The sequence below is a fragment of the Pseudomonas sp. Pseusp10 genome, from assembly GCF_059492225.1.
The window spans coordinates 1,900,836-1,919,299 of sequence record NZ_CP168528.1 but is presented as its reverse complement, the minus strand read 5'-3'; the positions used below and the strand labels follow the sequence as shown (position 1 = coordinate 1,919,299).

16 protein-coding genes are annotated in these 18,464 nt (G+C 58.4%); all 16 read right to left on the bottom strand.

What is annotated here, in order from left to right:
* Positions 1-19: 19 nt before the first annotated feature.
* On the bottom strand, positions 20-3,541 hold the full coding sequence (gene dnaE / locus ACEN8Z_RS08505; RefSeq protein ID WP_495597352.1) for a DNA polymerase III subunit alpha: 3,522 nt from the start codon (positions 3,539-3,541) through the stop codon (positions 20-22).
* A 77-nt stretch (positions 3,542-3,618) separates the two neighbouring features.
* The gene (gene rnhB, locus ACEN8Z_RS08500) at positions 3,619-4,245 is read right to left on the bottom strand and encodes a ribonuclease HII (protein ID WP_495598104.1); all 627 of its coding nucleotides are present in this window, start codon (positions 4,243-4,245) and stop codon (positions 3,619-3,621) included.
* Between the two features lie 11 nt (positions 4,246-4,256).
* Positions 4,257-5,387, bottom strand: a complete 1,131-nt coding sequence (gene lpxB, locus ACEN8Z_RS08495) for a lipid-A-disaccharide synthase (protein ID WP_008000024.1) — start codon at positions 5,385-5,387, stop codon at positions 4,257-4,259.
* 2 nt (positions 5,388-5,389) lie between these two features.
* Complete coding sequence (gene lpxA / locus ACEN8Z_RS08490) at positions 5,390-6,166, bottom strand: acyl-ACP--UDP-N-acetylglucosamine O-acyltransferase (RefSeq protein ID WP_204930157.1); 777 nt, start codon at positions 6,164-6,166, stop codon at positions 5,390-5,392.
* On the bottom strand, positions 6,163-6,603 hold the full coding sequence (gene fabZ / locus ACEN8Z_RS08485) for a 3-hydroxyacyl-ACP dehydratase FabZ (protein WP_007978374.1): 441 nt from the start codon (positions 6,601-6,603) through the stop codon (positions 6,163-6,165). The genes lpxA and fabZ overlap by 4 nt, the downstream gene beginning before the upstream one ends.
* Positions 6,604-6,711: 108 nt before the next feature.
* Positions 6,712-7,767, bottom strand: coding sequence for a UDP-3-O-(3-hydroxymyristoyl)glucosamine N-acyltransferase (lpxD, locus tag ACEN8Z_RS08480; RefSeq protein WP_495597351.1), 1,056 nt, complete (start codon positions 7,765-7,767; stop codon positions 6,712-6,714).
* Between the two features lie 3 nt (positions 7,768-7,770).
* Complete coding sequence (locus ACEN8Z_RS08475) at positions 7,771-8,274, bottom strand: OmpH/Skp family outer membrane protein (RefSeq protein WP_008000031.1); 504 nt, start codon at positions 8,272-8,274, stop codon at positions 7,771-7,773.
* 45 nt (positions 8,275-8,319) lie between these two features.
* Positions 8,320-10,710, bottom strand: a complete 2,391-nt coding sequence (bamA, locus tag ACEN8Z_RS08470; RefSeq protein ID WP_008000032.1) for an outer membrane protein assembly factor BamA — start codon at positions 10,708-10,710, stop codon at positions 8,320-8,322.
* Positions 10,711-10,784: 74 nt separating this feature from the next.
* Positions 10,785-12,137, bottom strand: a complete 1,353-nt coding sequence (rseP, locus tag ACEN8Z_RS08465) for a sigma E protease regulator RseP (protein WP_495597350.1) — start codon at positions 12,135-12,137, stop codon at positions 10,785-10,787.
* 53 nt (positions 12,138-12,190) lie between these two features.
* On the bottom strand, positions 12,191-13,381 hold the full coding sequence (gene ispC, locus ACEN8Z_RS08460) for a 1-deoxy-D-xylulose-5-phosphate reductoisomerase (RefSeq protein ID WP_442095669.1): 1,191 nt from the start codon (positions 13,379-13,381) through the stop codon (positions 12,191-12,193).
* The gene (locus ACEN8Z_RS08455; protein ID WP_495597349.1) at positions 13,378-14,184 is read right to left on the bottom strand and encodes a phosphatidate cytidylyltransferase; all 807 of its coding nucleotides are present in this window, start codon (positions 14,182-14,184) and stop codon (positions 13,378-13,380) included. Before ACEN8Z_RS08455 ends, ispC begins: the two co-directional genes overlap by 4 nt.
* Positions 14,184-14,939: a polyprenyl diphosphate synthase gene (gene uppS, locus ACEN8Z_RS08450; RefSeq protein WP_495597348.1), complete on the bottom strand. Its 756-nt coding sequence runs from the start codon at positions 14,937-14,939 to the stop codon at positions 14,184-14,186. Before uppS ends, ACEN8Z_RS08455 begins: the two co-directional genes overlap by 1 nt.
* Positions 14,940-14,952: 13 nt before the next feature.
* Positions 14,953-15,510 (bottom strand): ribosome recycling factor, encoded by a 558-nt coding sequence (gene frr / locus ACEN8Z_RS08445; protein WP_008000041.1) that lies wholly within the window; start codon positions 15,508-15,510, stop codon positions 14,953-14,955.
* On the bottom strand, positions 15,507-16,250 hold the full coding sequence (pyrH, locus tag ACEN8Z_RS08440) for a UMP kinase (RefSeq protein WP_008000043.1): 744 nt from the start codon (positions 16,248-16,250) through the stop codon (positions 15,507-15,509). The genes frr and pyrH overlap by 4 nt, the downstream gene beginning before the upstream one ends.
* Positions 16,251-16,460: 210 nt before the next feature.
* Positions 16,461-17,324 carry a translation elongation factor Ts gene (tsf, locus tag ACEN8Z_RS08435; RefSeq protein WP_008000045.1) on the bottom strand — a complete coding sequence of 288 codons (864 nt, stop codon included), beginning with the start codon at positions 17,322-17,324 and terminating at the stop codon, positions 16,461-16,463.
* Between the two features lie 190 nt (positions 17,325-17,514).
* The gene (rpsB, locus tag ACEN8Z_RS08430; protein ID WP_111281351.1) at positions 17,515-18,252 is read right to left on the bottom strand and encodes a 30S ribosomal protein S2; all 738 of its coding nucleotides are present in this window, start codon (positions 18,250-18,252) and stop codon (positions 17,515-17,517) included.
* Positions 18,253-18,464: the final 212 nt, after the last annotated feature.

The following is an 18,464-nucleotide window of genomic DNA, read 5'->3' as shown; positions in this document are numbered from 1 at the left end:
TTCTGATATCACCTGCCGGTCAACGGTATTGGAGGAAGACGTTGTCTCGCCCGAACTGGTCACGCAGGGCTTGAATCAACGCATCCGCCGGATCGATCCGCCAGCCTTCGCCGAACTGCAACATGGCCTTCGCATCGGGGCTGGTGTAGTCCATGGTGATCGGGCACGCACCGCGGTGACGCTTCAACAGCTCACCCAGCCAGCGTAGCTGATCGCCCTTGAGGTCCTTGGCGTGCAACTTCAGGCGCAGGCTTTCGGCCAGGTTGGTGCGCGCATCTTCCATGCTCATCACCCGCTTGACCCGCAACTTCAGGCCACCGGAGAAGTCGTCATTGCTGACCTCGCCTTCGACCACCACCATCGCGTCGGTCTGCAACAGCGACTGCGCAGAATGGAACGCCTCGGAAAACAGCGAGGCCTCGATCCGTCCGGAGCGGTCGTCGAGGGTAATGAACCCCATCTTGTCGCCCTTTTTGTTCTTCATCACCCGCAAGGCGATGATCATGCCGGCGACGGTCTGGGTATCGCGCGCCGGTTTCAGATCGATGATGCGCTGGCGGGCGAAGCGACGGATTTCACCCTCGTATTCGTCAATCGGGTGACCGGTCAGGTACAGGCCGAGGGTATCTTTTTCCCCTTTCAGGCGCTCCTTGAGGGTCAGCTCCTTGGCCTTGCGGTGATTGGCGTAGACGTCGGCGTCCTCTTCGACAAACAGACCGCCAAACAGGTCGGAGTGACCACTGTCCTGGGTGCGCGCGGTTTGTTCGGCGGCCTTGATCGCTTCTTCCATGGCCGTCAGTAGCACCGCGCGATTACGGTCGATGTTGGCCTGGTAGGCTTTCTGCTCATCGTGGAAATACGGCCCGAGGCGATCCAGGGCACCGCTGCGGATCAAACCGTCGAGGGTGCGCTTGTTGATGCGCTTGAGATCGACCCGGGCACAGAAATCGAACAGATCCTTGAACGGCCCGGCCAGACGCGCTTCGGTGATCGCCTCGACCGGTCCCTCACCCACGCCCTTGATTGCACCCAGGCCGTAAATGATCCGGCCTTCGTCGTTCACCGTGAACTTGAACTCGGAAGTATTTACGTCCGGCGCGTCGAGACGCAGCTTCATGGTCCGCACTTCTTCGATCAAGGTCACGACCTTGTCGGTGTTGTGCATATCCGCCGAGAGTACCGCGGCCATGAACGGCGCCGGGTAGTGCGTCTTCAGCCACGCGGTCTGGTACGACACCAGGCCATAGGCGGCGGAGTGGGACTTGTTGAAGCCGTAACCGGCGAATTTTTCTACCAGGTCGAAGATGTTACCGGCCAGGTCGGCATCGATATTATTGGTGGCGCAACCCTCAATGAAACCGCCGCGCTGCTTGGCCATTTCCTCGGGTTTTTTCTTACCCATGGCTCGACGCAGCATGTCCGCGCCACCGAGGGTGTAACCGGCCATGACCTGGGCAATCTGCATCACCTGTTCCTGATACAGGATGATGCCGTAAGTCGGTGCCAGTACAGGCTTGAGGCCTTCGTACTGGTAGTCCGAGTGCGGATAGGCCAGCTCGGCGCGACCGTGTTTACGGTTGATGAAGTCGTCCACCATGCCCGATTGCAGCGGGCCCGGACGGAACAGTGCCACCAGTGCGATCAAGTCTTCCAGGCAGTCGGGCTTGAGCTTTTTGATCAGCTCTTTCATGCCGCGGGATTCAAGCTGGAACACTGCCGTGGTTTCGGCTTTTTGCAGCAGGGTGTAGGTCGGCTTGTCATCCAGCGGGATGAACGCGATATCCAGCGGCGGCTCGTTAACCTTGGCACGGTCCCGATTGATGGTTTTCAGCGCCCAGTCGATGATCGTCAGGGTCCGCAGGCCGAGGAAGTCGAACTTCACCAGGCCGGCCGCCTCGACGTCGTCCTTGTCGAACTGGGTTACCAGACCGTCACCGGCCTCGTCGCAATAGATCGGCGAGAAGTCGGTCAGCTTGGTCGGCGCGATAACCACACCACCGGCGTGCTTGCCGACGTTACGCACAACGCCTTCGAGCTTGCGGGCCATCTCCCAGATTTCCGCGGCTTCTTCATCGACCTTGATGAAGTCGCGCAGGATTTCCTCCTGCTCGTAGGCCTTTTCCAGAGTCATGCCGACTTCGAATGGAATCATCTTCGACAGGCGATCCGCCAGGCCGTAAGACTTTCCCTGCACCCGCGCCACGTCACGGACCACAGCCTTTGCGGCCATGGAACCGAAGGTGATGATCTGGCTTACCGCATTGCGGCCGTACTTCTCGGCCACGTAGTCGATCACCCGATCACGACCGTCCATGCAGAAGTCGACGTCGAAGTCGGGCATCGATACCCGTTCCGGGTTGAGGAAACGTTCGAACAGCAGGTCGTATTCCAGCGGGTCGAGGTCGGTGATCTTCTGCACATAGGCCACCAGCGACCCGGCACCCGACCCACGGCCAGGGCCTACCGGCACGCCGTTGTTCTTGGCCCACTGGATAAAGTCCATCACGATCAGGAAGTAACCGGGGAACCCCATCTGGATGATGATATCCAGCTCGAAATTCAGCCGGTCGACATAGACCTGACGCTTGGCCTCGTAGTCTTCGGTGGTGTCCTTGGGCAACAGAACCGAAAGCCGTTCTTCCAGACCTTCGAACGAGACCTTGCGGAAGTACTCGTCGATGGTCATGCCATCGGGGATCGGGAAGTTGGGCAGAAAGTGCGTGCCCAGCTTCACTTCGATGTTGCAGCGCTTGGCGATCTCGACGGTGTTTTCCAGCGCTTCTGGAATGTCGCTGAACAGCTCGGCCATTTCCGCGGCGCTTTTGAGGTACTGCTGATCGCTGTAATTCTTCGAACGCCGCGGATCGTCGAGGGCACGGCCCTCACCGATGCAAACGCGGGTTTCGTGGGCGGCGAAGTCTTCCTGCTTGATGAAGCGCACATCGTTGGTCGCCACCAGCGGCGCACCGAGCTTCTCGGCCAGCGCTACAGCGCCGTGCAGTTGTTCTTCATCGTTGGGGCGGTTGGTACGCTGGATCTCCAGATAGAAACGATCCGGAAACACTTCCATCCATTCGCGGGCCAGGGTTTCCGCTTCCGCCGGGTTGCCGCTGAGCATGGCCTGGCCGATCTCGCCCTCTTTGGCCGCCGACAACATGATCAAGCCGGCGTTGGCTTCAGCGACCCATTCGCGCTCGATGATGATCGCGCCATTGCGCTGACCTTCGATAAAGCCGCGGGAAATCAGTTCGGTGAGGTTGCGATAGCCTTCGGCGTTCATCACCAGCAGGCTGATCCGGCTCAGCGGGTTGTCCGGATCCTTGTTCGACAGCCACAGGTCGGCGCCGCAGATCGGCTTGATCCCGGCGCCCATGGCGGCTTTATAGAATTTGACCAGGGAACACATGTTGTTCTGGTCGGTGACCGCTACGGCAGGCATGTTCATGCCGACCAGGGTCTTGACCAGCGGTTTGATCCGCACCAGACCGTCGACCAGGGAGTATTCAGTGTGCAGGCGTAGGTGAACGAATGAAGCCGGCATAGTGATCCTGTCTGAGAACGTAAAGACAACAAGGCCCGGATTGTACCGGGCCTTGGTAAAAAAAATCAGCCTCGCGACTAACTCTCGACGAGACCTTCCCGTGCCTCGTAAGCCAGACGCACCGGGGCAAACGAACGCCGATGAATTGGGGTCGGCCCAAGCCGTGCCAGCGCTTCCAGATGAACGGGGGTCGGGTAGCCTTTATGCCCGCCAATGCCGTAACCCGGATAGATCAATTCGAACGCAGCCATTTCGCGATCGCGGCTGACCTTGGCCAGAATCGATGCGGCGGCGATGGCTGGGACCTTGCTGTCGCCCTTGACCACCGCTTCGGAGCGCATCGGCAGTTTCGGGCAACGGTTACCGTCAATCATTACCAACTTCGGCTGAATATGCAGCCCGGCGACCGCACGCTGCATGGCCAACATGGTGGCGTGCAGGATATTCAGTTCGTCGATTTCTTCGACTTCGGCGCGAGCGATGCACCAGCTCAGGGCTTTTTCGCAGATTTCGTCGTAGAGCTTTTCGCGACGGGCCTCGGTGAGCTTCTTCGAGTCGTTAAGGCCCAGAATCGGACGATTCGGATCGAGGATCACGGCCGCCGTCACCACCGCGCCACAGAGCGGGCCGCGACCGACTTCATCGACGCCGGCAACCAACTCTTCGACTTCAGCGACCAAGGTGAAATCCAGCCCCATCTGCATGTTCGTTTTACTCATTTGTCTTGGCCGATCAGGTTCAGCACGGCATCCGCCGCCTGGTTGGAGGCATCCAGACGCAGGGTCCGGTGAATCTCGTCAAAGCCACGGGTCTGCTCTTCCCCGCCTTCGATCAACGGTGACAACGTCTGGGCCAGCGCTTCGACCGTAGCATCGTCCTGCAACAACTCGGGCACCAACAGACGCTGAGCCAACAAGTTCGGCAACGAAATGTAGGGGCTTTTCACCATGCGTTTGAGAATCCAGAACGTCAGCGGCGCCAGACGGTAAGCGACCACCATCGGCCGCTTGTACAGCAACGCTTCAAGCGTCGCGGTGCCGGAGGCAATCAACACGGCATCGCACGCTGCCAGGGCCAGATGCGACTGTCCGTCGAGCAGGGTCAGCGGCAGATCGCGACCGACCAACAGCTCTTCAAGCTGTGCGCGGCGTTGCGCACTGGCGCAAGGCATGACAAACCGCACACCCGGGCGCAACGCCCGCAGGCGCTGCGCGGTATCGAGAAATAACGCACCGAGCCGGCCAACTTCACCGCCACGACTGCCGGGCATCAGCGCCACCAGCGGCCCGTCGGGCAAACCGAGTTCGGCCCGCGCAGCAGCTCGATCGGCTTCGAGTGGAATGGCATCGGCCAGGGTATGGCCGACGAACCGCACCGGCACGCCTTTCTCTTCATAGAATCTGGCTTCGAACGGAAACAGCGTGAGCATCAGGTCGCAGCCTTCGCGAATCTTCAGCACGCGTTTCTGCCGCCAGGCCCAGACCGACGGGCTGACGTAATGCACGGTCTTGATACCGGCCTGACGCAGTTTGAGTTCGATATTGAGGTTGAAGTCCGGCGCATCGATGCCGATGAACACGTCGGGTTTCGCGGCGATCAGGTCGGCGACCAGTTTTTTGCGCCGCGCCAGCAACTCGCGCAGGCGGCCCAGGACTTCCACCAGTCCCATCACCGACAGACGCTCCATCGGGAAGTACGGGGTCAGACCCTCGGCCTGCATCAGCGGACCGCCAACACCAATGAACTCGACAGCCGGATGACGAGCCTTGAGCGCGCGCATGAGACCCGCGCCCAGAATGTCACCGGAAGCCTCACCCGCTACCAGCGCAATACGCAGATTGGCCATGATCAGCGGGTGATGCCGCGAGTCGAAGACTGGATGGAGTCACGGAACACCGCCACTTCCGGATACTGGGCCGACGGCTCGGCCAGTTCGGCGAGCGCCTGCTCCACGGTCAGGCCCTGGCGATAAACCACCTTGTAGGCACGGCGCAGCGCGTGGATCGCATCTTCGCTGAAGCCCCGACGGCGCATGCCCTCGAAGTTCATGCTACGGGCCTCGGCAGGGTTGCCGAACACCGTGACGTACGCGGGAACATCCTTGCCGATAGCCGTACCCATGCCTGAAAAGCTGTGGGCGCCAATGTGGCAATACTGATGAACCAGGGTAAAACCGGAGAGGATCGCCCAGTCTTCCACATGCACATGGCCCGCCAGTGCGGTGTTGTTCACCAGGATGCAGTGGTTGCCGATAACACTGTCGTGGCCAATGTGGGCATAGGCCATGATCAGATTGTGATCGCCCAGGGTCGTTTCCGAACGATCCTGGATGGTGCCACGGTGAATCGTCACGCCTTCACGGATGACGTTGTGATCACCGATCACCAGGCGGGTTTCCTCGCCCTTGTACTTCAGGTCAGGTGTGTCTTCACCCACCGAGGAAAACTGGTAGATGCGATTGTGCTTACCGATTCGGGTCGGGCCCTTGAGAATCACGTGTGGCCCGATGACTGTCCCCTCGCCGATTTCCACACCTGCGCCGACGATCGACCACGGGCCGACCTCGACGCCGTCAGCCAGAACGGCTGTCGGATCGATGATTGCACGAGGGTCAATCAAACTCATAGTTTGCGTTCCGCACAGATGATTTCAGCGGAGCAGACCGGCTTGCCATCGACCGAAGCCTGGCATTCGAACTTCCAGATCTGACGCTTGCAGCTGATGAACTTGGCTTCAAGGATCAACTGATCGCCTGGCAGAACCGGCTGGCGGAAGCGCAGCTTGTCGGAACCGACGAAGTAATAGAGGGTGCCATCGGCCGGTTTCACGTCGAGCATTTTGAAACCAAGGATCCCGGCAGCCTGAGCCATTGCCTCGATGATCAATACGCCCGGCATGATTGGATGCGCAGGGAAGTGACCATTGAAGAACGGTTCGTTGATGCTGACATTCTTGTAGGCGCGAATGCGCTTGCCTTCAACATCCAGCTCCACTACCCGGTCCACCAGCAGGAACGGGTAACGGTGAGGCAGGTATTCGCGAATCTCGTTGATGTCCATCATTTCGGGGGGAAGCCTATGTAAAGATTGGGAGCGCGCGACTGATACACGCTCCGCTAGCAAATCAAGGAGGCAGTCTAGCGGCTGTGCACACTTGATATGGAAATGGTATCAGCCATCAGATGAAGCATTACCGTCAGGGGTCACTTCCCCTGCTTGCTTTTCCAGCTGTCGCAGACGTCGCGCGATGTCATCGAGCTGACGAATGCGTGCCGCGCTTTTGCGCCACTCGGCTGCCGGCTGCATGGCCGTACCGGAAGAATAGGAACCCTTTTCGGTAATCGAGTGGGTCACCATGGTCATCCCGGTGATGAAAACGTTGTCGCAAATTTCGATATGCCCCACCAGCCCTACACCGCCAGCGAGCATGCAATGCTTGCCGATTTTGGTGCTGCCGGAGATCCCGACACAGGCGGCCATGGCGGTGTGATCACCGACCTGAACGTTGTGGGCGATCTGGATCTGATTGTCGAGCTTCACACCATTACCGAGAACGGTATCGGCCAATGCGCCGCGGTCGATAGCGGTATTCACGCCAATCTCCACATCGTCACCGACCAACACACCACCGATCTGGGCAATTTTCTGCCAGACACCTTTCTCATTGGCAAAACCGAAACCTTCGCCGCCGAGCACGGCACCTGACTGAATGACCACACGCTTGCCGATGCGCACATCGTGGTACAGCGTGACCCGCGGGGCCAGCCAGCCGCCTTCGCCAATTTCGCAACGGGCACCGATGAAGCAATGCGCACCGATGGTCACGCCAGCAGCAATACATGCCGCGCTTTCGATCACCGCAAAGGCACCAATACTCGCAGCCGGGTCAACCACCGCGTCCTCGGCCACAACGGCTGTCGGATGAATACCGGCAGCCGCTTTCGGCTTTGGATCGAACAGGTGGGAAACGCGCGCGTAGGCCAGATACGGATCAGGCACCACCAGCGCATTACCGGCAAAACCTTCGGCATCAGCGGCCTTCAGCAACAGTGCTGCGGCCTGGCTGTCTGCCAGGTACTTACGGTATTGGGGGTTTGCGAGAAAGCTCAACTGAGCTGGGCCAGCCTCCTGCAAGGTGGCTAGCCCAGTAATTGCTTTCTCGGGGTCGCCACGTAGCGTGGCGCCGAGGAACTCGGCCAGCTGGCCGAGCTTAATGGTCACGGTCATGGATTACTTCAGCTGATTCATGCGCTCGATAACCTGGCGAGTGATGTCGTACTGAGGCTTGACATCAATCACTGCGCCACGCTCGAAGACCAGGTCATAAGCACCTTTCTTGATGACTTCTTCCACAGCGCTGTCCAGTTTCGGCTTGAGCTGCTTCAGCATTTCACGGTCGGCAACGGCTTTGGCTTCGTTCAGCTCCTTGGACTGGAACTGGAAGTCACGGGCCTTTTGCTTGAATTCAAGCTCCAGACGCTCGCGCTCGCCCTGCTGCATTTTGTCGCCACCGGCCATCAGGCGGTCCTGAATGCCCTTGGCGCTGCTTTCCAGAGTCTTGAGCTTGGTCAGCTGAGGACCGAATTTCTTCTCGGCATCCACGGCGTATTTCTTGGCCGCGTCGGACTCCAGCAGAGCCATCTGATAGTTCAGAACAGCAATTTTCATGTCGGCAAATGCCGGACCAGCGACCAGTACGCTGGCCAGGAGAACCAATTGAGTCAACTTACGCACGATGCACTCCTACAAAATTCATTGTCGTTATCTTGGGTCAGACGCTTAGAACGTCTGGCCGAGGGAAAATTGGAACACTTGAGTCTCAGCGTTATCCGGTTCTTTTACTGGCATGGCCAACGCAAAGCTCAGAGGACCCAGCGCGGTGACCCATGTCACACCCACACCGACGGAACTGGCCAGGTTGCTGAGGCTGATATCGTTACACTGCGTATTGGACTTCGACGCAGGGTTGGTATTGGTCGTCTGCTCGCACTTGGAGTCGAATACGTTACCCACATCCCAGAATACCGAGGTACGCAGGGACCGTTGATCCTTGACGAACGGCAGCGGGAACAGAATCTCTGCACCACCTTGAATCAGGACGTTACCACCAAACGGCAGTGGATCCTGATCCGGGTCAGCAAGAGTACCCGGGTTGCCAGTACTGCCTACGCCACGGCTCGGAGTACTGCGAGGCCCCAGAGTGCTGTCCTTGAAGCCACGAACCGAGTTGAAACCACCAGCATAGTAGTTTTCATAGAATGGCAAGCCGTCGGTCGAACCGTAACCGTCGCCATAACCCAATTCGGTGTGCAGGCGCATGGTGTAGTTTTCGCTCAGTGGCTGGAACAACTGGCCACGGTAATCGAGTTTGAAGAACGACAGGTCGCTACCTGGTACGGTGACTTCCGCCGTCAAGCTTTGAGAATGACCACGGGTCGCCAATACGCCTTTGTTCAGGGTGGATTCGGACCAGCCGGCCGAAGCCTTGAAGTTCAGGTACTGATCGCCTTCACGGTTAACGAAGTCGAAAATTTCGTCGACGGTGTATTGACCGGTCTTGATCTTGTCCTGTTGCGCAGTCAGGCCAAAGGTCAGACGCGAAGTCTCGCTGATCGGGTAGCCGACGCTCACGCCAGCACCCATGCTGTCCACGGCATAGCTCGCTACATCGACGTCGAGGTCGTTGTAGTCGGTGGTGCGGTAGAAGGCGTTGTAACCCAGGCTCACGCCATCAGCCGTCCAGTAGGGGTCGACAAAACCAAAGTTGTAACGCGTCTGGTATTGGCTTTTGGTCAAGCCGATGCTGACCTTGTTACCGGTACCCAGGAAGTTGTTCTGGGTGATCGAACCACCAAGGATCAGGCCGGCACTCTGGGCGAAACCGACGCTGGCGGTAATCGAACCGGAGGCTTGCTCTTCAACGCTGTAGTTGACGTCCACCTGGTCATCGACACCCGGCACGGCCGGGGTCTCAACGTTGACTTCCTTGAAGAAGCCCAGACGTTCCAGACGGGTCTTGGATTGGTCGATCAGGTAGGTCGAAGCCCAGCCGCCTTCCATCTGACGCATTTCACGACGCAGCACTTCGTCTTCAGACTTGGTGTTGCCACGGAAGTTGATGCGGTTCACGTAAGCACGCTTGCCCGGATCGACCGCGAACAGGATGTCTACGGTGTGATCTTCATCGTGCGGTTGAGGCACGCCGTTGACGTTGGCGAAGGTATAACCTTCGTTACCCAGACGACGGGTGATCAGTTCAGAGGTGGTGGTCATCAGCTTGCGCGAGAACACCTGGCCTTTTTGCACGAGCAGCAGGGACTTGACCTGGTCTTCAGGGACTTTCAGGTCGCCGCTGAGCTTGACGTCACGAACGGTGTATTTCTCGCCTTCGTTGACGTTGACCGTGATGTAGACGTGCTTCTTGTCCGGGGTAATGGAAACCTGGGTCGAAGCGATATCCATGTTGATGTAGCCACGGTCCAGGTAGTAGGAACGCAGGCGTTCCAGGTCACCGGACAGCTTTTCACGGGCGTACTTGTCGTCGTTCTTGAAGAACGACAACCAGTTGGTGGTCTTGAGTTCGAACAGGTCGATCAGGTCTTCATCGGGAAAGACCGTGTTGCCCACCACGTTGATGTGCTGGATAGCCGCAACGGTACCTTCGTTGATGTTGACCTTCAGGCCGACGCGGTTACGCGGCTGCGGCACCACTTCGGTGTCGACGGTAGCCGAGTAGCGCCCCTGGGCGACGTACTGGCGCTGCAGCTCGTTACGCACACCTTCAAGGGTGGCACGCTGGAAGATCTCGCCTTCGGCCAGACCGGATTGTTTGAGGCCTTTCATCAGGTCTTCGGTAGAGATCGCCTTGTTGCCTTCGATCTCGATACTGGCGACCGACGGGCGCTCGACTACAGTGATGACCAGGACGTTGCCATCGCGGCCCAGCTGGATATCTTGAAAGAAACCGGTTTTGAACAACGCACGAGTGGATTCCACCAGGCGACGATCATCCGCCTGTTCACCGACGTTCAACGGCAAAGCACCAAAGACGCTACCCGCGGAGACCCGCTGGAGGCCATTGACGCGAATATCAGAGATAGTGAAGGACTCGGCGTGAACTTCGGCGATCATCAATACGGTGAGAACCGCAGTTAGCAGCAGACGTTTCATGAAGTCCTTTCTTATTCCAACTGGCAATAAACAAACTGCCGCAAAATGCGGCAGATTCGCAATTCAGCGAAGCGTTACAGTCGACCCAGATCATTGACCAGAGCAAGCAACATCACCCCGATCACCAAACTGATACCGATCTGTATCCCCCAACCCTGCACCCGATCTGACAAGGGACGACCACGCGCCCACTCGATCAGATAAAACAACAAATGCCCCCCATCCAGTACCGGAATGGGCAACAAATTCAGAACACCCAGGCTAATACTCAGATAAGCAAGGAAATTCAGGAAATCAGCGACACCCGACTGGGCCGAAGCGCCCGCCACTTTAGCAATGGTTATCGGTCCACTCAAGTTTTTTACCGAGAGCTCACCGAACAACATTTTCTTCAGTGAATCGAGGGTCAGCACGCTCATGGTCCAGGTGCGCCGAGCCCCCTCGCCAACCGCTGCCAATGGACCGTAACTGACTTCGCGGATCATCTCCGGTGGCCAATCGACAGCCTTCACCCCTGCCCCCAGGTAACCGCTGGGTGACTTGCTCTCGCCACGAGCGGCCAGCGTCACCGGGACGTCGATTTGAGCACCGTCACGCTCAACCCGCAGCATGATTTTGGTATCAGGATGCATACGGACGGTATCGACCACCTGCTGCCAGTCATCCAGCGTACGACCATCGAGCGCCAGCAACCGGTCACCGGTCTTCAGGCCGGCAGCCTGAGCCGGCCCCTTTGGATCGAGTTCGGCCAGGACCGGCGGCAATGCCGGGCGCCACGGGCGAATGCCCAACGAATGGATAGGGTCGGGCTCATTAGCCCCTTTGAGCCATTTGTCCAGCACAAGCTCACGAGGAGAATCGGCCGTGGAGCCTTGCTCACGCACCATTACCTGCAACGAGCCGCTTTCGCCCAGGCGACGAACCAATTGCAGATTCACCGCCGCCCAGCCGGAAGTCGCCTCACCATCAATGGCCACGATTTCCTGGCCAGGGCTCAATCCCGCCCGGGCCGCAATGCTGCCGGACTCGACAGCCCCGATGACCGGACGCACCTGCTCGCTGCCGAGCATTGCCAATCCCCAGAAGAACACCAATGCCAGCAAGAAGTTGGCTATCGGCCCTGCGGCTACGATGGCAATGCGCTGACGAACGGATTTGCGATTGAAGGCCTGGTCGAGCTGAACGAGTGGTACTTCACCCTCGCGCTCGTCGAGCATTTTGACGTAGCCGCCCAACGGGATCGCGGCGACGACGAACTCGGTGCCTTGTTTGTCGTGCCAGCGCAGCAAAGGCATGCCGAAGCCTACGGAGAAGCGCAGCACTTTGACCCCACAGCGACGCGCGACCCAAAAATGGCCGAACTCGTGGAAGGTGACCAGCACACCCAGAGCGACCAGGGTGCCGACAATCATATAGAGCGCGCTCATCTACTTTCTCCGCAATCCTATCCGCTGCTGCCTGGGTCAACTATCCGCAGCATTTACCGCCCGTGACGGCTCAACCATTGTCCGGCCAGCAATCGCGCCTTCGCGTCTGCCGTGAACACTGCCTCGAGATCATCCACCGCCACAACGGGCTCCAGATTCAGTACTTCCTCGATGATACTCGCGATTTCCGGGTAACGAATCCGTTCGTCGAGAAATGCCGCCACCGCCACTTCGTTCGCCGCATTGAGCATCGCCGGCGCGCTGTTACCCGCTTCGGCCGCCTGACGGGCCAGACGCAGGCAAGGGAAACGCTCTTCATCGGGCGCCTGGAAATCCAGCCGCGCAATGGTAAACAGATCCAGCGGTGCCACACCCGAGTCAATCCGCTCCGGCCAGGCCAGGGCATTGGCGATGGGCGTGCGCATGTCTGGATTACCCAACTGCGCCAGGACAGAACCATCGACGTAGTCGACCAGCGAATGGATCACGCTTTGCGGGTGAATCACTACCTCGACCTGGGATGGCCTGGCATCGAACAACCAGCAGGCCTCGATCAACTCAAGCCCCTTGTTCATCATGCTGGCCGAATCAACGGAGATTTTTCGCCCCATGGACCAGTTCGGGTGAGCACATGCCTGATCGGGAGAAACATGCGCCAGTTCCGCTATTGGCGTCTGCCGGAACGGACCGCCGGAAGCCGTCAGCAAAATCCGACGTACACCGACCGCCTCAAGGCCACGGGCATAATCCAGCGGCATGCACTGAAAAATCGCGTTGTGCTCGCTATCGATCGGCAGCAGCACCGAACCGCTCTTGCGCACGGCCTGCATGAACAGCGCGCCGGACATGACCAGCGCTTCCTTGTTGGCCAGGAGGATCTTTTTGCCAGCCTCGACCGCCGCCAGTGTCGGGCGCAACCCCGCCGCGCCGACGATGGCCGCCATGACCGTATCGACCTCCGGATCGGAGGCAACCTGACACAAACCTTCCTCACCCACCAGGACACGGGTCGAAAGACCGGCCGCGCGCAAATCATCCTGCAGGGTGCGGGCAGCAGCGACTTCAGGCACCACAGCAAATCGCGGGACATGGCGCACGCATAACGCCAGCAATTCACTCAAGCGAGTGAAGCCACTCAAGGCAAAGACCTGATAACGATCAGGATGGCGAGCGATAACGTCGAGCGTACTCAGGCCAATCGAGCCGGTCGCACCCAGAACGGTAATCTGTTGCGGGCGGCTCATGGTGCCGCCATCCACAACAGCACGGCAAATACCGGAATCGCTGCCGTCAGGCTGTCGATACGATCCAGCACGCCGCCGTGCCCCGGAAGCAGATTGCTGCTGTCCTTGATCCCGGATTGACGCTTGAACATGCTTTCAGTGAGATCGCCCACCACCGAAACGAACACGATCAGTGCGGCACCGATCAGTCCCTTGAGCAACTCGGCCACCGTCCAGTCACGCACCAGAGCAACGATTGCGGTAATCACCAGACTCAGCGCCAGACCACCATACACGCCTTCCCAGCTTTTGCCCGGACTGACCTGCGGTGCGAGCTTGCGCTTGCCGAAAGCACGACCAGAGAAGTAGGCGCCAACATCGGCGCCCCAGACCAACACCATCACCGCCATGATCAGCCAGTTACCCAGCGGGTATTGTTTGATCTGCACCAGACCTTGCCAGGCCGGCAGGAGAATCAACAGGCCGATCACCAACCTGGTCGCCGCATTGGACCAATGCTCGCCCGAACGCGGATAGGTCAGCACCAGATACGTCGCCAACGCCCACCACAGCACCGAAGCGCCCAACACCCAGGGCGCGAGGCCGGGCAGGATGTACATGAGGAACAGCATAAAAGCGACCACAGCGGCATAGCCGACGCGGAACGCTTGACCGGCGAAACCCGCCAGACGCGACCACTCCCAGGCACCAAGGGTTACCACCAACCCGATGAACAGTGCAAAACCGGAACCTTCAAGCAGGAAAAACCCGCACAGGGCAATCGGTAGCAGGATCAGTGCAGTGATGATTCGTTGTTTAAGCATTAAACCCGGGCTCCAGCCTCTACCTGCTCGCTCGTTTTACCGAAGCGGCGCTGGCGGGAAGCGAAATCGGCCAGCGCATTGCGCATGGCATCGTGTTTGAAGTCCGGCCAGAACAGGTCGGAGAAATACAGCTCGGCATAGGCCAGCTGCCAGAGCAGGAAGTTGCTGATGCGGTGCTCGCCACCGGTACGGATACACAGGTCCGGCAGCGGCAGGTCGCCCGTGACCAGGCAGGTCTGCAGCAGATCAGGCGTGATGTCTTCCGGACGCAAGTGTCCGGCCTGAACCTCTCGCGCCAGTCGTTGCGCAGCTTGCGCGATATCCCACTGACCGCCGTAATTGGCGGCGATCTGCAGGATAAAACGATTGGCACCAACCGTCATGGCCTCGGCTTCACGCATGGCAGCCTGCAGCTCGGGATGAAAACGCGAGCGGTCACCAATGATGCGCAGGCTGATGTTGTTGTCGTTGAGGCGCTTGGCCTCACGACGCAGCGCCCTGAAGAAGAGCTCCATCAAGGCGCTGACCTCATCGGCCGGACGCTGCCAGTTCTCGCTGGAAAAGGCGAACAAGGTCAGCACTTCGACCTTGGCCTCAGCACAAACCTCAATGACCGCACGCACCGCATCCACACCCGCTTTATGCCCGGCGACACCCGGCATAAAGCGCTTTTTCGCCCAACGATTGTTACCATCCATGATGATCGCGACATGGCGCGGCACCGCGGGCGGTGCAGTCTGCTTTGTCTTATCCATGAAAACGCGACTCTTATACGGCCATCAGGTCTTTTTCTTTCTGCGCCAGATCCGCGTCGATTTTAGCCACGAACTTCTTGGTCAAATCGTCGATCTCGCCAGTCGCACGACGCTCTTCGTCTTCGCTGATCTCTTTTTCCTTGACCAGATCCTTGAGCTGGCTGTTGGCATCACGACGGATGTTGCGCACGGCAACACGGGCATCTTCAGCCACGTCACGCGCCTGCTTGGTGAAGCCCTTACGGGTTTCTTCGGTCAGGGCAGGCATGGAGATCAACAGCAGCTCGCCAAGGTTGGTCGGGTTCAGGTTCAGACCCGCACTACCGATCGCCTTGTCGACGGCACCCAGCATGTTGCGTTCGAAAGCAACGACTTGCAGGGTACGGGCGTCTTTGACGGTGATGTTGGCCACTTGCTTGATCGGGGTGTCGGAGCCGTAGTACGGCACCATCACGCCTTCCAGGATGCTAGGGTGCGCCTGGCCGGTACGAATACGGCCGAAGTTGTGCGCCAGCGATTCCACGGACTTCTGCATGCGCTCTTGAGCGTCTTTCTTGATTTCGTTGATCATTGTTCGCCTTCCTCGATCAGGGTTCCTTCAGCGCCGCCATGCACGATGTTCAGCAGGGCGCCGGGCTTGTTCATGTTAAATACGCGTAGCGGCATCTTGTGGTCGCGGCACAGGCATATGGCCGTCAGATCCATCACACCCAGCTTGCGATCCAGCACTTCATCGTAGGTCAGATGATCGAACTTCTCGGCATGCGGGTCTTTGAACGGGTCAGCGGTGTAGACACCATCGACCTTGGTCGCCTTGAGCACGACATCGGCATCGATTTCGATTGCACGCAGGCAGGCAGCCGAATCCGTCGTAAAGAACGGGTTGCCGGTACCGGCCGCGAAAATCACCACGTCCTTGGAGTTCAAGTGACGCATGGCCTTGCGGCGATCGTAGTGATCGGTCACGCCAACCATGGAAATAGCGGACATCACGATGGCCGAAATGTTGGCGCGCTCAAGGGCGTCGCGCATGGCCAGGGCGTTCATCACAGTGGCCAGCATGCCCATGTGGTCGCCGGTGACCCGGTCCATGCCAGCCTTGCTCAGCGCTTCACCGCGGAACAGGTTGCCACCACCGATAACCAGACCGACCTGAACACCGATGCCGACCAGCTGGCCAACTTCCAATGCCATGCGATCCAGAACTTTCGGGTCGATCCCGAACTCTTCCGAGCCCATCAGGGCCTCGCCGCTAAGCTTGAGTAGAATGCGTTTATAGCGAGCCTGATAACCACTGCCCTGCTGAGCCATTGCGAATCTCTCCTGCGGCGTATTTTAAAAATTCTTTGCGAGCTGTTTACAGCTGGCGCTCACTCTAGCTTGGCGCTGCTTCAGCGCCATCGGAACATGGCTTTGTAAGCCAGTTCCAAAAGGAAACCAATTAAAAATTGGTGCCCCATCTGAAAAGAGGCTGCGCGCGTGAGCGGGCAGCCTCTTCTGGGCGACAGTTAAAAAACCGTCTTATTGCTTGGCGGCAGCCAGCTGGGCAGCAACTTCTTCTGCGAAGTTGTCCACTGGCTTCTCGATGCCTTCGCCTACCTTGAAGTAAGTGAAGGAAACGATTTCAGCGCCGGCTTTCTTGGCCAGGGCACCTACGGTGACTTCCGGATTCATGACGAAAGCTTGCTCGACCAGGCTGGCTTCAGCCAGGAACTTGGTGATACGGCCAGCGATCATCTTCTCGACGATTTCAGCTGGCTTGCCTTTCATCTTGTCTTCGTTCAGGGTCAGGAAAACGCCCTTCTCGCGCTCGATGGCTTCTGGCGAAACCTGCGATGGCAGCAGGAACTCAGGGTTGCTTGCAGCCACGTGCATGGCGATCTCTTTGGCCAGCTGAACATCGCCGCCCTTGAGAACAACAGCAACACCGATCTTGTTACCGTGCAGGTAGGTGCCGACAACGTCACCCTCTACGCGCACCAGGCGACGGATGTTGACGTTCTCGCCAACTTTCGCCACCAGGGCTTCACGAGCTGCTTCCTGAGCGGCGATCAGCGGAGCTGCGTCGGTCAGTTTTTCGTCAAAGGCTTTTTCTACGCTGGCAGCAACGAAGTTTTTGAAGTCATCTTGCAGGGCCAGGAAGTCGGTCTGCGAGTTGACTTCCAGCAGCACGGCTGCCTTGTCGTCAGCCTTGATGGCGATTGCGCCTTCAGCGGCAACGTTGCCGGCTTTCTTGGCAGCCTTGATGGCGCCCGAAGCACGCATGTCATCAATGGCTTTCTCGATGTCGCCGCCAGCCTTGGTCAAGGCCTTTTTGCAGTCCATCATGCCTTCGCCAGTACGCTCGCGCAGTTCTTTGACCAACGCTGCAGTAATCTCTGCCATTTCAAAAATCCTCTTGGATAGGTTTTCAACCATTCCACCCGATCGAACGGGCGATCAATTCTTCCCGAACCACCCTTGTTAGCTGCCGCACGTTACAGATAGAGCGGTGGGCGCCGACAAATGGTTTTCGAGGTGGCAAAAAGGGGGCCAAGCCCCCTTTTTGCTTACTGAGTCAACGCCAAGGCGTCAATTACTCAGCTGCTGCTACCGGAGTTTCTTCAACGAATACTTCGGTGCCGCCGGCAACATTGTTGCGACCGCGGATGACAGCGTCAGCCATCGAACCCATGTACAACTGGATAGCGCGGATTGCGTCATCGTTGCCTGGGATGATGTAGTCAACGCCTTCCGGGCTGCTGTTGGTATCGACTACGCCGATAACCGGGATGCCCAGCTTGTTGGCTTCGGTGATCGCGATGCGCTCGTGATCAACGTCGATGACGAACAGAGCGTCCGGCAGACCGCCCATGTCCTTGATACCACCCAGGGAACGATCCAGCTTTTCCAGGTCACGAGTGCGCATCAGCGCTTCTTTCTTGGTCAGCTTGGCGAAAGTACCGTCCTCGGCTTGAACTTCAAGGTCACGCAGACGCTTGATGGAAGCACGGATGGTTTTGAAGTTGGTCAGCATGCCGCCCAACCAGCGGTGATCGACGTACGGCGAACCGCAACGTGCTGCTTCTTCAGCAACGATCTTGCCAGCGGAACGCTTGGTGCCGACGAACAGAATCTTGTTTTTGCCCTGGGCCAGACGCTCTACGAAAGTCAGCGCTTCGTTGAACATTGGCAGGGTTTTTTCAAGGTTGATGATGTGGATCTTGTTACGCGCGCCGAAAATGTATTTACCCATTTTCGGGTTCCAGTAACGGGTCTGGTGACCGAAGTGCACACCGGCCTTCAGCATATCGCGCATGTTGACTTGGGACATGATAGTTCCTTAATAAGTCGGGTTTGGCCTCCACGTATCCCAATGACCAACCAGCAGCATCAGCTGAAGGCACCCAGGTCATCGTGTCGACACGTGTGTGGATTTAGGCTTTTCGGGACATCCCCGGAAAGCGGCGCATTTTATACCACAAGGCAGGGCAAAACGGAACCCGGATTCTGAAATCCTGGCGAGCGCTTTGCTCCATCCCTTGG